Genomic DNA, 12,663 nt, shown 5'->3' on the forward strand with positions numbered 1-12,663 from the left:
TCTGTGAATTGGTTGTCGTTAACTTTATTCTACAGAAGGGACTTCCTTTTTTGTATGGATTTTTTCATTTACACAAAATATTTTATACTCTCAATAACAGTGATGGACTATTCTTTTTTATTTTTAACATTATTTTGATAATAATGATTATTTATTTAAAAATACATTAGATAACATTTGTTACGACACGAAAAAGCTTCACAAACAAATATCGTTATTTTAAAATGAGGGCGAACTCACACAATTAGGAGGAATAGTATGCCATTTATTGTTTACTTTTTTCTTTCATTACTCGTGATCTATATTCCATTACCAACATTTTTTCTGCTCGTCAATCGTCTAGCAGAGCAACATGATGCGATTACGGCTCTTACGAAACTTTGTTTACTTCTATTTGTTTGTCTAGATTACTTTACGAGCTATTATTGGCTAAAACAGACAAGAGTAAAAAAGAGATATATTTCTTCCTTGTCTTTTTCAATCTCTTTGAGTTTCTGATCCATTGCTTTTTACTTCATCAGTATCATACGATCCATTTGTGGATCATCTGGGTTTTCCAATTGGTCGTATTATTTTGTATGTTCACCTTTCCTATCTCAAGAAAATTTAGGGAGGCATTGTTTTATTAAAAGGTTGTGAAAAAGCTGTCTTATAGCAATCAACAAGGACACATTTAAGGAAAAACTTTTAAAAATCTAATTGGGAATTTGCCCGCATAAATAAGAGGCTGTGACAAAAGTCTTGTCACAGCCTCTTATTCCGAATAAACAGTGTTCAAAAGCTTGCATCTTCGATAATAAGCCCAACCAAATGAAAAATATGAGAAGCTATTTTTGTTTGGCTGTTCTTATTACTTGATGAAGAACAGCTTTTTCACGACCTCTTTTAAAAGTCTTTTTACAGTTTTCGAGCAAAGAATGATACGATTAGTACTAAAATGATGGCACCAATCAATGATGGCACGATTGCCATTCCTGCAATACTTGGTCCCCAAGAACCTAATAATGCTTGACCAAGTGCTGATCCAACTAAACCTGCTACGACATTTGCAATAATCCCCATCGAAGAACCTTTATTCGTGATTGCTCCTGCAATTGCTCCGATAATTCCTCCGACGATAAGTGACCAAATAAATCCCATGTTTCGTTCCTCCTAATGTTTTACTTCCTTATTACTGAACCCGTGGTTCTGTATTTTCTTTTACTTTTTGTGCGCCGCTTCCAGCTGCTGATTTTACTTTATCTGTTTGATTCGAAGCAAATTCACCGGTTTTTTTCGCTGCGTCAGTTACTTTGTCTTGCACCGTTTCTTGATCTTTTTCAAATTCTTCTTTTGTTTTGATGTCCACTACGTTAGCGTTAACTTCGATCACTTCTAAGTGTGTCATATTTTTTACTTCTTTGCCGATTATTTCTTGCATTTCTTCAAAGATTTTTTCGATATCTTTGCCATATTCCACAATGACATCCATATCAACTGCTACTTGTTTTTTACCGACTTCTGTTTCGATCCCAGCCGTTACATTATCTGTATTCACAAGTTTTCCTGCCACATTAGAGAAGAAACCACCGTTTGCAGATAATAAACCGTCTACTTGTTCAATTGCGATTCCGATGATTTTTTGCACAACTTTATCTTCATAATTCAGCTCACCGCGCATTGAATCTTCCTGTTCAGAATCATGCTTTCCTTGGTTATTTGTATGATCAGAACCAAGTTTTCCTTGTCCGTTTGTGTGGTCAGAACTAAGTTTTTCTTGTGCTTTCGCATGGTCAGAAGGATGTTTTTGCTCTTCCACAGGTTTAGAAGGATCGATTGCATCATGTTGTTCTGGAACTTTAGATTCTGGAGTTCCTGGATGACGAGGTGCATGCTTTTCTGCATCATGTTTCTTCTCTTCTACTCCTTGTTGAACGTTAGGGACTACTGGATCTGGATGTGCAGATACTGGTGCTGTTTTGTTCTTTTCATCGTTCACACCATTTGATTGGTTTGGTGTCGTTGGGTCTGGATGTGCAGACACTGATTTTTGGTTGTTCATTTTATTCTTATTATTTTTGTTATTGTTATTCATGGATGTTTCCTCCTAAGATTTAAAATAGTGATCTAAGATTTTCGTTTGTTTCAGATAAAAACCGATAGCGACGCCGATCGCTGCCATGATCAAGATCAATAAGGTCTTGAAAAAGCCCACGGTGATCCATAAAACGGCTAATATCAATCCAAGTACCCCAAAGATGATAGGGAGCTTGTATGTCGAAAATAGTTCTTTCATTTTTGGTCCCCCCCTATTCTACTCGTTTGCGGTCATTGCTTCGTTTAGCTGGTTCTTCAAAGCCTGTGTATTTCACCGATACTTTCACTGGCTCTTTTGTTCCCAATATGTGTTGTACTTCATTTTCGATTTCTTTCATCAATGTTCCTGTTTTACCAATGAGTGCTGAAGTTCGTTTCAACTCTCCTTTTACATTGACGGCGATCTTGTTTTTCGTTGCTTTGACATTTACTTTTGGTGAATGGATGAATTCATCTTCATGCAAGTGAGAACGAACCATTCCTTCAATTGCTTTTTTATCCAACGTCAACTCCCCATCACCATGTTTCAGTAGAAAGTTTCCGATTGTTTTTGGATAAAACAGGAAAACAAGTAACGTGATAATTGTCAAAATAGCAAATGCAACGGCAAGCCAAAATACATATTGTTGCACGTATGAATTAGTGATGGAAAAGAATCGAAACTTCTCTAGCTGAAAAGGCAATGGATAGGTTGCACTTAATAGTATCGCAAACAAAAGCACAGATAGCAAAAGTAACGTTCCGATCACTCCGATCGTTTTTACACCTTTATTCATTTTCGCACCTCCTCATAGGGGTGAAACGATCAACTTCTTATAAGTTGATCGCTTCTCCACCAGTTACTCCGTAAATTTGGGCTGTAACATAACTTGCTTTATTCGATGCTAAGAAAACATAAACTGGTGCTAATTCTCCTGGCTGACCTGCACGTTCTAGTAAACTTTGCTGACCAAATTCAGGGATCGAATCAGAAGGTTGTCCTTCGTCTAGTTGTAATGGTGTCCAGATTGGACCAGGTGCTACACCATTTACACGGATTCCTTTAGGTGCAAGCTGTTTTGCTAAACCGATCGTAAAGTTAGCGATTGAAGCTTTTGTTGCTGCGTAATCTAATAAATGTTCGCTTGGATTGAATGCTTGAACAGAAGTTGTTGTTACGATTGCTCCTCCTGCTGGGATATGCGGAACAGCTTCTTTCACTAAAGCAAACATAGCGATGATGTTTATCATAAATGTGTCTTTGACTTGCTCAAGTGGTAACTCAGCAATAGACTGACAAGAAATTTGCTGTCCTGCGTTTAGTACCATCGTATCTAGCCCGCCAAGTTCACTCACGGCTTTATCTATGATTTCTTTAGGTGCTTGTTCGTCACGAAGATCAAAAGGTAGTAAGACAATCTTACGTCCTGCATCTTTCACGTATTTTGCTACTTCCTCTGCATCTTTTTCTTCTCCTGGGAAGAATTGAAGAGCGATATCTGCCCCTTCTCTAGCAAATGCAATCGCTGCTGCACGACCGATCCCTGAATCTCCACCAGTGATTAGTACACGGCGGTTTTCTAGTTGATTATTGCCTTCATAGGATTCTTCTCCACAATCAGGAACAGGAATCATATTCTGCTGTAAAGCGGGTGTATCCTGATCTTGTTTAGGAAATTTCTCCGTATGGTACAAGTTTCGCGGGTCGATTAATTTTGGTTCTGTCATTGCTGTATTCCTCCTAGTTTTTAAGTTGTATTGCCAAAACAAATTTCTTTGTTTGATACCTGTTTTAAATAGATTCTTTAATTTGTATAATCTTTCCGGTATAAATGGTAACCTAAAACTACTGCTGCTATCAAAGAGCCAAAGACTACGAGTATAAAGCCTAGAGCAGAACTTTTACCCGGTAATCCTCCTGTATTCATTCCCCAAATCCCTGCGAACAACGCCGGAACGGAAATGATTAATGCAGCTGAATCTAGATATTTCATGATATGATTTAGATTATTGTCCATCATCCCGTTGAATAGATCACCAATACTCTCTAATAAATCTCGATAGATCTCGATCATTTTTTCTGTTTGTCGCTGTCTCAAATGGACATCATAGAGTAGCTGTTCATCATCTAAACGTTTGATGAAAGTTTCAGAATTCCATAATTGATCCATTGTTTCCCGTTGATCTCTTAAGGTATGATCGATATATACGATGTCTCTTTCAAGATCTGCCTGTTTATACAGTTCTTCATTTTCCGTTGTTTTACGAGCTGCTTTATCCAAAGCGTCAATTCGCTTTTTCATCTCTCTTAGTTCTTTCACGTAATGGGTGTAAATATCTAGTAATGTATACGTGATGATCTTTTCAAACGAGTTTAAATGATTTCCATGCTTTGTCAGCAGCCGATCCACAAATTCGGTTTTTCTATCGATACAAGTAATCAAGAGATTATCGGAAAGTACAAAAGATATTGGCGTTAATTTTTTTTCGATACGATTATCTGACTGATCTAGATTAATCACTACCAAAGAAAATGGATGCTCTAGTTTCGTCTCATAAAGGCGCTCCATCCGAGAAACTTCTTCCGGATATTCGGTTCCTACGAAAATATCATCAGGAAGCTCGAATTCTTCGATTGCTTGCTCAATCTCTTCGGGCTTTGCACTATCAAGTACGAGCCAATTATATTTTTTTTCATCTGTTTCTGTTACATTCTTTTCTTCATCCACAAAGTAGTATCTCAATGTATACCTCCTTTTTGGACTTTCTCGAAACTATTAGCTGAAGAAGCAGTTCTTTAATTTGATATTATAATCGAGTACTGCGATTTCATTTTCTAATGAAAAGCTGTCAAGCTGTTTGTTAAAGTCCATGTTCAATCGTTTACCGAAATAATTTTGCTCTAATTTAGATGTATAGATGTCCAATAATGGATGCTCGATTTTAGTCGCATATTCTCCAAATTCCGAAACAAAAGGAATGATTTGAAAAAAGCTGCCTTTTGCAAAAGCACATTTGTCCCTTAAAAATGGATCGGAATCATTGATGAGCGCGAGTGCGATTTTTGTATTTTCCCCAACCTTTTCAATTAACGTCTCTACTGCATTTTTAGACATTGTAATTTCCATTCCTACTCCCCTCTTCAGTTGTTGTCTTCTATTATTTAACAACTACATCTGTTTTTGGTTGAACTTTTGCGTATTTCGGATATTTAGGGAATTTAGCTACACAGCGGAAAGCCGTCATCCCTGCATATTTTTCGTAATATTTCTTCGTTGGCCCTTCAAAATCCTTGCTCCACGGTTTCACATGTCCTGAAAAATGGATAATGTAAGGATTGTTGCGAGTTTCTTCGTATTCACGTTCGCCTGCTGCTGTTGGATGTTTTTTTGCTTTTGCCATGATATAGCCTTGTGCATTCCAACGCGGATGAAGTGGTAACCAACGGTCATGTAAGATAGCATTTAATGCATCTTGGTCATGGAATCGTAATTTTTCTGGATTATGTTCGATGAAATTTAATACTTTTTGCGTAATATTTTCATCTAACCATTTTTTCACATTGATCAGCATCAAACCTGAGTTGAAATAACGCATTGATTTAGCTGAAATTTCCATTTTTTCCAGTCGTTGATGGAACCCAGCGTCTTCAACAGCTGCTACGATTGAATCACCGAAGTCAAGACGCCATAATTTAGAGATATCTTGTAAAGCGATCATGTCGCAATCCATATATAAGATACGTTCAACTTCTGTGCCGCGGAACAATTCCGGAATCGCAATACGATAATAAGCTGTTTCCGGAATACGATCGCTGATTACCACATTTGTAAAGAATTCTTTATTGATTTTCAAGAATTCCACATCTGAGTTCATTCGTGCGTTTTTCACTGAGAAGCGTAAAAGCTGTTTACTTTCAAAATCGATATCATCGTCAATCACATAGAACCGAACAAATTTAGACGGGTTGCAATTATCTAATACTGAGACAAATAATGCAGCTAAATGTGGTACGAATTTTGTGTTACAACTTGCGACTACTGCTATTTCTTTTTTATTCATTGATCTCGCCTACTTTCGTTAGAGTACTGTGTGCTAATTTTTTTAAGTATAAATTGGTATACGGATGATCTTTCAACGTATTCCAAGGTTTATCATGTCCTGTAAAGTGAACGATCGAAGGTTTTTCATTTCCTTCTTTATACTGACGTTCATATTTTTCATTTGGTGCTGGATGACGTTCAAAAATCAGCGAAGTCTGCATGTTCCATTTTGGATGAAGTTGTTCCCAATCTTCATAAAGTACAGCATTCAAAGCATCTTGGTCGTGATAGATGATTCGATCGCTATTTTCACTGAGGTAATGGATAGTTTTTTCTGTAATTTCTTTTTTATTCCATTGATCAATGTCAATCACCATCACTCCTGAATTGAAGTACAAGTCATCGGAATCGATTCCTAATCTTTCCAAAGCTTTCACTTGGCCTGGATCGATAATAGCGCCGATTGTTTTTCCATTTAACGGCTCATCATATAGTTTTACGATATCGTCTAGTACTAACACATCTGAATCTAAGTAAAGGACTTTCTTATAATCCTCTTTAGCTAATAAGTTTGGTAAAGAAATTCTTAAGTAAGCGGTAGTTGTGATATGGTCACTGACTAGGAAGTCTTCGTAGATATCTTTTTCCACTGTCAGGAATTGGATACTTGCATTACTTGAATATTTATTTACCGTTTCTTCCAATCCTTCTTTACTATATTCTGATAGACCATCGTCAATCACATAAAATTTTATGCGTCTTGTTTTATTGCAATTTTCTAATGCAGTTGCGATCATCACGCTCAAGTAAGGAGCATAATTTTCGTCTGAAGCAGTTACCACAGGAACTACGCCGTATCTCTTCTCCATCAAAATCACTCCTTTTTCTAATCTTTTTCTAACCTGTTATACATCTAGAATATTCCTCATTTGGTTTTAAAGCAAAATATATGCTTTGTTTTCATTGAATATTTTAAAATTTTTTTATCACAAAACGCATTGGTAAGCGCTAACTATTCGTTTTTCATGGCTTTTTATTCAAAGGTATTGACCAAAAACTACTATATATAGCCACCTTTTTCTTAAGAATGTTTTTTGAAAAAATTCATAATGACAAAGCAAGTTAGTTTCATTTTTTTAAATTCTCATTTAATCTTAAGGTAACAGGAAATTAGATATGTAAAAAGAAAGTAGGAAGATAAAATGAAACTAGCAGCGATTGATTTAGACGGTACCTTACTTGATCGAAATGGAAAGATACCAGAAGAAAATATCCAAGCACTTCGGAAATTTGATGAAAATGGCGGAATCGTAACCGTCGCTACCGGAAGGAACAGCATTTCTGCTAAAGATATTTTTTCCGAATTAGGAATCGGTGGCTATTTGATTTCTTCCAATGGTTCACTGATTGCTGAAATGAAGGATGGAAAAATGGCGAAAGTTCTCAGACGTTCAAAAATAGATAGCGATACACTGAGAAAAGCCTTCTTCTATGCTCAAGAAGCGAAAATATCCATCATTGCTAGCCGAGAAACCCAAGATGATCAGCTGACATTCGATGAATCAAATCTAGTCAAAGATGACCCTTATTATGAACATTTCAATTTGCAGAACCATTCTTTTGATCAAATTTTAAATATGTTGGAAGATCCTTCTCTTAGCTATCTTAAATTAGCATTAACAGATAAGAGTGAAGAAAAACTACAGAAGCTACAAAGAGATCTGCAAGCAGATGGTATCCAATCAGTATTCTCTGATCCGCATTTCTTAGAAATCACGCCTACAGGTATCACTAAAGCTCATTCACTTGTTTTTCTGGCGGATTACCTTGGAATCGAATCGGGTGACATCATGGCTTTTGGCGATCAAGAAAATGACATTGCTATGTTGAATTACAGCGGGTTGAGTATTGCGATGGGGAATGCACAGCGGCAAGTAAAAGAAATTGCAAACCAAGTAACGCTGACGAATGAAGAAGCTGGTGTTGCTTATATTTTAAAAAACTTCTATTGAAAATAAAAAAATGACGATATGAATGTAGGAGGAAAGAAAATGTTAGTTATTATTGATATGCAAAATCATATTCTTGATCCAAACAGCGAATTTTATATTCCAGAGTCAGATCAATTGGCAGAACGTATTGCTCAAAGATTAGCTAAAGCACGCCAAAATAATGAATATATTCTCTTCACACGGGATATTCCAGTTGAACTGAAGGACAAAGAAGAAGAACGAGAAGATTTGCAATTGATCCCTCTTCTTTCTCCACAAGAAAATGAACGAGTGATTAAAAAGTATTACTTTACGATTCCACCTGAAACTTTAGCTGAAATCCAGGAAACTTTATTTGAAAGCAAAGAAGAACAAAAAGAGATCGAAGTAGTCGGGATTGAAACAAACTTGTGTGTACTCACTAATCTGATAGGCCTGCAGAGTGCTTTTCCTGAAGCAGACTTTTTTGTTGATCCAATGTTAGTCTCCAGTAGAAAACACGGAGAATCCGCTTTAGAGCTGTTGAAAGATTTCAACGTCTCTATCGTCGAATCATAAAAATATCTATCTTCATTTACGATATTTAGCACACAATAAAAAAAGCACGCAGAACTGTTTTAGTCCTACGTGCTTTTTTTATCAAAGTAGATTGGCTTTTTTATGACACAGAGTTAAACGGCAGGCTCACGACCTCTTTCTTAAATGGTGTTCAATCAGCTGACCCTCGGTATTAGCTTGACAAACGGCAAAATATGAGGAACTATTTTTCCGTTTGTTTCTCTAATACTCAGGTCAAAACGCTGATTTCACAACCTCTTCCTTAAACGGTATTCAAAAGCTTGCATCTGCAGTAATAAGTCCAGCCAAGTAAAAAACATAAGAAGCTGTTTTTACTTGGCTGTTCTTATTACTTGATGCAGGGCAGCTTTTTCACAACCTCTTATGTACCTTGTAGGACTCGAACCTACGACCGGACGGTTATGAGCCGTCTGCTCTAACCAACTGAGCTAAAGGTACATCATAAATAAAATTTATTTTTGTTACTTTTCAACTATAGTACGAATGACAAACTCTCACAAGTTTCAAAATATAAGTAAAATAATATTGTTATTCTTATTTCTTTTACTTGTTTCATAACTATTTTGTTACTTTAATTTTTACTTGCTTATTTTAGAAAAAATGTTATTCTTTTATTTATTCTCAATGTTAGGAGTGATTATTTTGCCATTCGCTATGGGATCATCATTCTTTCCTTTTTAGTGAATGCGATCGTCCTCTTTTTATATGTATTGAATTACTTGATATCAATCCATTGATTTTTTCTCGATAGATAAGACACATTCAGCGGAACAGTTCCTGCTTATCAGCAGAAAACTGTTCTGCTTTTTCATTTTTCATTGATCTATTCTTCTTTTATTTTCCTAGCATTTCATTTGTGATGTATGCAATAACATGTTATCTTTTATTATATGAATCGTTGAGGAGTCCGTTACATGATTACGTTGGTGAGAGTTTTGTTTTGGGTGCCTGCGGTCGCACTGGTCGCAAGTATTGTTTATCTTATGAATTGAACAAAGAACGGTTTTATTTAGCTATTTTGACTCTTCCGGCTATCTACTTTATGTGGAAAGTTTTTAATTACAACTACTTTGAACCCGATAGTGTTTTTATAGAAGAATTATCAGGACTGGTTTTGTCTTTATTGATCGTCATTCTTTATTTGATACGTTTAAATAAAAAACATTGAGTACTATTGATTGCATGTGTAGCTTTCTATAGTCATTATAACTATTCTACTATAATGAAAGGTGATTAAATGAGTATCGAAGAAACTATTTTACTGGATACTTTACGTTGTCGTCTGAATTTCTTAAGAACTGGCCGATCTTTATCTCAAGTAGCTGTTTCTAACGCGTTAAGTATTCCTTTATTCAAATATCGTAAGTACGAAGAAGGAGAAGAAATTCCAAGCATCATTGAATTAATCTATATCGCTGACTTTTACGATATTTCCGTTGATTACCTAATTGGTCGCTCAGAAACAGCAAGCAGACTTAAGTGATTTTTTCCAGCCTTGGTGCTGGTTTTTTCATTTAACGTCTAAAGTTAACAATCTATATATAAAGGAGATATTTCTATGCGATTATGGCATGAAAAATTGATTTCAAAGCTTCCTCGTCAACAGCTTTTAGGACAACATCGGGAATGCTGTGCATTAAGAGGAAATGGCTGGGGAAAGAAACATGCTACTGTGGATTATGTTTTTCACTATTCTCCTTATAGATTATTCCAATATCATCAGCTTGTCATGGATGAAATGGAAAAACGTGGTTACAGCCCAGCACCAGAGTGGAAAAATCCTATGTATCGTGGCAAATCATGCGAAGCATTTTTTGATTTACCTACTGTAGAGCGCAACGTGCCGATTTATCCGGAACACGATGAAGTTTATCTAGCAGAATGTTTAGCAAATTTGGAGCAAAAAGGAATTTATCTTACCTAATATAACTAGAAAAGCCTTCTATCTCCTCTTACTTCATTAAAAAGCTTTAACCATCTTAGATCAAGCTAAAATGTCGTAAGTTTTAGGGTTATCTTCATCCTCACGTGCAAAACTAAAAGCGTACTCTAGTTTTGGTTCATCGCCAGCTTTCCTAGACATAAATGAACATCTCCTGACGTGGTTTAAAGGTACCGCATCTTCGACGTCTGCATACGATGCACAGCACAGTTTGCTTCTTTTGATCTTTCTTTTGATTTTTCTGTTGCTTCTTCTACACCTTCTTCGATTACTACATCGATGCTTACAATTGCTTCTGCCTAATATTCCCATGCATCGACGATTTAAGCCTCTATAGTCACTGTGATCGTTTCCACATTTTAACTCCTCTGTCGTGGCTTCAGTTGATTTTGTGATCAGTTCAGTTGCTAAGCCAGAGTCAGAACAACCTGCCATTGCTAGCGTTAATATTGATAGTAAAAATAGTTTTTTTATCATAAGGTTACCCCCCTGAAAATAGACTAAAATAATAACGCTCTCTTTTTTTGTTTTCAGACGAAAATTAATAATTTCTAAATATTCTTTAAAAAAATTAATAACTATTATGTCTTTTTTAATATATAACACAGTTATTTTTAAAAAATAAGAATGCTAAATCACTTTACAATAACGGCGAAAGAACAAAAAAACAAAAAAACTATTACGTTATTTAAAAAACAGATGAAAGATCAGGTTTTATTAGATCTCATTCTTTCATCACTTGAAGGGATTTAATGAACTACTTTTTCCTCTTTGTCGTTTTTATATACTCGTATTCCTTCAAACAGTAGGATAGCCTCTTTCAATGCTTGATATTTGAACTGTCCGTTACTTAAAAATTTAGATGTGCCGCCCTCTTCCTAGAACATATTCTTTTTTACTTTTTCATTAATTGACAGACCAATCGAACGAAACTGTAAATTTCGATAGGATAATGATTGGTCAAACTCATTCATTTTCAAGACATCTCGTTTCATATTCAAGATAGGAATCTTTTTATCAACATCACTTTATTCGTATTTTCCTCTACCATAAAAGCTTCACGCTCCACAAAATTGTTTTATACACTACTATTCAGCCCATTCAACGACCAATGAATTTTTTCGTACAAAAAAACCGTCTTTTCTTTCGAAAAGACGGTTAAAAGTCAATTTTTATTAAGCTTTAACAATGTTTGTTGCTTGAGGGCCACGTTGACCATCTTCAACATCGTAAGACACTGCTTGGCCTTCTTCTAAAGTTTTGAAGCCGTCACCTTGAATAGCTGAGAAATGTGCAAATACATCATTTCCATCTTCACCAGTGATAAAGCCAAAACCTTTGTCTGCGTTGAACCATTTTACTGTACCGTTATTCATAAATAAATTCCTCCTGATACGTATCAATGTACGTTTTTTCGTTGCAATAAATATTTGATAGGCAAAAGGAGTTTTATCTATGTAGATATATCGCTCAAATTACGTTTCAAAATAGATTACTCATTTAATATATCATGCTTTTTCTAATAACACAAGGATAATGCAATGAAATATAAAATTCATTGTCTTCTATTGTCTTCGAATCGAAGAAAAAGTTGAACAACCGCGTTTGATTCATTTTTTGTTTTCTTGTTTATTTGCTTTTTGACTTTAAAATTTCTTAACTATGAAAACCTTTCAATTGGTGGTATACTTATAAATGGAATTTCGTTATCAACGCGTTCGTTGCCTTTCAGCAAGTATTTAAAGAAAGGAGAATGGCTATGACATTCTATAACAAAGATATACAATATCGAGTAACCTTGGATACAGATTTGAATCTATTTGTCGTTTTTGACAAAGAAAATACCAATCATGTAGCGACAGGTGTTACGATCGAACAAGCAGTGCAAGAATTAAAAAAATTTGCATAAGGAGTGGAAACCCTCATATGGACGATTCTCGTTCTTCTCTTTAAACGCATCTACTGGTAGATAATAGTAGATGCGTTTTGTGTTTGTTCTAAATTGTTCACTACAAATAAGGTAGATACTTCAAAATAAAAAATTACTTCTTTT

General features: G+C 35.5%; 16 protein-coding genes, 1 tRNA gene and 2 pseudogenes. 7 read left to right on the forward strand and 12 right to left on the reverse strand.

Going from position 1 to position 12,663, the window contains the following annotated elements; genetic code table 11:
* The first annotated feature begins 258 nt into the window (after nt 1-258).
* Nucleotides 259-629, forward strand: a pseudogene (locus tag DIZ30_RS00850) (hypothetical protein).
* 268 nt (nt 630-897) lie between these two features.
* On the opposite strand, the gene DIZ30_RS00860 reads toward DIZ30_RS00850, so the two are convergent.
* From DIZ30_RS00860 to DIZ30_RS00900, 9 genes are all read right to left on the reverse strand, one after another.
* Nucleotides 898-1,140, reverse strand: a complete 243-nt coding sequence (locus DIZ30_RS00860; RefSeq protein ID WP_002291278.1) for a GlsB/YeaQ/YmgE family stress response membrane protein — start codon at nt 1,138-1,140, stop codon at nt 898-900.
* A 31-nt stretch (nt 1,141-1,171) separates the two neighbouring features.
* Entirely contained in the window at nt 1,172-2,074 is a 903-nt protein-coding gene (locus DIZ30_RS00865) for an Asp23/Gls24 family envelope stress response protein (protein ID WP_109023046.1), read from the reverse strand.
* A gap of 12 nt (nt 2,075-2,086) precedes the next feature.
* On the reverse strand, nt 2,087-2,275 hold the full coding sequence (locus DIZ30_RS00870; RefSeq protein WP_002291274.1) for a DUF2273 domain-containing protein: 189 nt from the start codon (nt 2,273-2,275) through the stop codon (nt 2,087-2,089).
* Nucleotides 2,276-2,288: 13 nt separating this feature from the next.
* Nucleotides 2,289-2,852, reverse strand: a complete 564-nt coding sequence (amaP, locus tag DIZ30_RS00875) for an alkaline shock response membrane anchor protein AmaP (protein ID WP_002296677.1) — start codon at nt 2,850-2,852, stop codon at nt 2,289-2,291.
* A gap of 37 nt (nt 2,853-2,889) precedes the next feature.
* A complete protein-coding gene (locus tag DIZ30_RS00880; RefSeq protein ID WP_002296675.1) occupies nt 2,890-3,783 on the reverse strand; it encodes an SDR family oxidoreductase in 894 nt (297 codons plus the stop codon).
* 77 nt (nt 3,784-3,860) lie between these two features.
* Nucleotides 3,861-4,784, reverse strand: coding sequence for a magnesium transporter CorA family protein (locus DIZ30_RS00885; RefSeq protein ID WP_002376595.1), 924 nt, complete (start codon nt 4,782-4,784; stop codon nt 3,861-3,863).
* Between the two features lie 48 nt (nt 4,785-4,832).
* Nucleotides 4,833-5,183 carry an iron-sulfur cluster biosynthesis family protein gene (locus tag DIZ30_RS00890; RefSeq protein ID WP_002298673.1) on the reverse strand — a complete coding sequence of 117 codons (351 nt, stop codon included), beginning with the start codon at nt 5,181-5,183 and terminating at the stop codon, nt 4,833-4,835.
* Between the two features lie 31 nt (nt 5,184-5,214).
* A complete protein-coding gene (locus DIZ30_RS00895; protein ID WP_109023047.1) occupies nt 5,215-6,117 on the reverse strand; it encodes a glycosyltransferase family 8 protein in 903 nt (300 codons plus the stop codon).
* Nucleotides 6,110-6,967, reverse strand: a complete 858-nt coding sequence (locus DIZ30_RS00900; protein ID WP_002298675.1) for a glycosyltransferase family 8 protein — start codon at nt 6,965-6,967, stop codon at nt 6,110-6,112. The genes DIZ30_RS00895 and DIZ30_RS00900 overlap by 8 nt, the downstream gene beginning before the upstream one ends.
* A gap of 333 nt (nt 6,968-7,300) precedes the next feature.
* On the opposite strand from DIZ30_RS00900, the gene DIZ30_RS00905 reads away from it, so the two are divergent.
* Together DIZ30_RS00905 and DIZ30_RS00910 are read left to right on the forward strand one after the other, a co-directional pair.
* The gene (locus DIZ30_RS00905) at nt 7,301-8,110 is read left to right on the forward strand and encodes a Cof-type HAD-IIB family hydrolase (protein ID WP_002298676.1); all 810 of its coding nucleotides are present in this window, start codon (nt 7,301-7,303) and stop codon (nt 8,108-8,110) included.
* A 39-nt stretch (nt 8,111-8,149) separates the two neighbouring features.
* Nucleotides 8,150-8,647 carry an isochorismatase family cysteine hydrolase gene (locus DIZ30_RS00910; protein WP_109023048.1) on the forward strand — a complete coding sequence of 166 codons (498 nt, stop codon included), beginning with the start codon at nt 8,150-8,152 and terminating at the stop codon, nt 8,645-8,647.
* A gap of 385 nt (nt 8,648-9,032) precedes the next feature.
* Here DIZ30_RS00910 and DIZ30_RS00920 read toward each other — a convergent pair.
* Nucleotides 9,033-9,106 (reverse strand) — tRNA-Ile (locus DIZ30_RS00920).
* Between the two features lie 476 nt (nt 9,107-9,582).
* Here DIZ30_RS00920 and DIZ30_RS00925 point away from each other — a divergent pair.
* The 3 genes and pseudogenes from DIZ30_RS00925 to DIZ30_RS00935 all read left to right on the forward strand — a co-directional run bounded on the left by DIZ30_RS00925 (nt 9,583) and on the right by DIZ30_RS00935 (nt 10,592).
* A pseudogene (locus DIZ30_RS00925) lies at nt 9,583-9,836 on the forward strand (hypothetical protein).
* 69 nt (nt 9,837-9,905) lie between these two features.
* A complete protein-coding gene (locus DIZ30_RS00930; protein WP_002298680.1) occupies nt 9,906-10,151 on the forward strand; it encodes a helix-turn-helix domain-containing protein in 246 nt (81 codons plus the stop codon).
* Nucleotides 10,152-10,226: 75 nt separating this feature from the next.
* A complete protein-coding gene (locus tag DIZ30_RS00935; protein ID WP_002296662.1) occupies nt 10,227-10,592 on the forward strand; it encodes a TIGR02328 family protein in 366 nt (121 codons plus the stop codon).
* A 60-nt stretch (nt 10,593-10,652) separates the two neighbouring features.
* Here the strand turns inward: DIZ30_RS00935 and DIZ30_RS13895 are convergent, their stop codons facing one another.
* Nucleotides 10,653-11,216: a hypothetical protein gene (locus tag DIZ30_RS13895; RefSeq protein ID WP_025478948.1), complete on the reverse strand. Its 564-nt coding sequence runs from the start codon at nt 11,214-11,216 to the stop codon at nt 10,653-10,655.
* Between the two features lie 569 nt (nt 11,217-11,785).
* A complete protein-coding gene (locus tag DIZ30_RS00945; RefSeq protein ID WP_002293303.1) occupies nt 11,786-11,986 on the reverse strand; it encodes a cold-shock protein in 201 nt (66 codons plus the stop codon).
* Nucleotides 11,987-12,369: 383 nt separating this feature from the next.
* Between DIZ30_RS00945 and DIZ30_RS13480 the strand changes: the two genes are divergently transcribed.
* Entirely contained in the window at nt 12,370-12,519 is a 150-nt protein-coding gene (locus tag DIZ30_RS13480; RefSeq protein ID WP_002318983.1) for a hypothetical protein, read from the forward strand.
* The last annotated feature ends 144 nt before the right edge of the window (nt 12,520-12,663 follow it).

It is taken from the genome of Enterococcus sp. H57, from assembly GCF_003112495.1.
GTDB lineage: Bacteria > Bacillota > Bacilli > Lactobacillales > Enterococcaceae > Enterococcus_B > Enterococcus_B faecium.

What these genes read in the sequence shown, in the direction of transcription:
- DIZ30_RS00860 (WP_002291278.1), bottom strand. Translation starts at nt 1,140, where the DNA reads ATGGGATTTATTTGGTCACTTATCGTCGGAGGAATTATCGGAGCAATT.
- DIZ30_RS00865 (WP_109023046.1), bottom strand. Translation starts at nt 2,074, where the DNA reads ATGAATAACAATAACAAAAATAATAAGAATAAAATGAACAACCAAAAA.
- DIZ30_RS00870 (WP_002291274.1), bottom strand. Translation starts at nt 2,275, where the DNA reads ATGAAAGAACTATTTTCGACATACAAGCTCCCTATCATCTTTGGGGTA.
- amaP (WP_002296677.1), bottom strand. Translation starts at nt 2,852, where the DNA reads ATGAATAAAGGTGTAAAAACGATCGGAGTGATCGGAACGTTACTTTTG.
- DIZ30_RS00880 (WP_002296675.1), bottom strand. Translation starts at nt 3,783, where the DNA reads ATGACAGAACCAAAATTAATCGACCCGCGAAACTTGTACCATACGGAG.
- DIZ30_RS00890 (WP_002298673.1), bottom strand. Translation starts at nt 5,183, where the DNA reads ATGGAAATTACAATGTCTAAAAATGCAGTAGAGACGTTAATTGAAAAG.
- DIZ30_RS00895 (WP_109023047.1), bottom strand. Translation starts at nt 6,117, where the DNA reads ATGAATAAAAAAGAAATAGCAGTAGTCGCAAGTTGTAACACAAAATTC.
- DIZ30_RS00900 (WP_002298675.1), bottom strand. Translation starts at nt 6,967, where the DNA reads ATGGAGAAGAGATACGGCGTAGTTCCTGTGGTAACTGCTTCAGACGAA.
- DIZ30_RS00905 (WP_002298676.1), top strand. Translation starts at nt 7,301, where the DNA reads ATGAAACTAGCAGCGATTGATTTAGACGGTACCTTACTTGATCGAAAT.
- DIZ30_RS00910 (WP_109023048.1), top strand. Translation starts at nt 8,150, where the DNA reads ATGTTAGTTATTATTGATATGCAAAATCATATTCTTGATCCAAACAGC.
- DIZ30_RS00930 (WP_002298680.1), top strand. Translation starts at nt 9,906, where the DNA reads ATGAGTATCGAAGAAACTATTTTACTGGATACTTTACGTTGTCGTCTG.
- DIZ30_RS00935 (WP_002296662.1), top strand. Translation starts at nt 10,227, where the DNA reads ATGCGATTATGGCATGAAAAATTGATTTCAAAGCTTCCTCGTCAACAG.
- DIZ30_RS00945 (WP_002293303.1), bottom strand. Translation starts at nt 11,986, where the DNA reads ATGAATAACGGTACAGTAAAATGGTTCAACGCAGACAAAGGTTTTGGC.
- DIZ30_RS13480 (WP_002318983.1), top strand. Translation starts at nt 12,370, where the DNA reads ATGACATTCTATAACAAAGATATACAATATCGAGTAACCTTGGATACA.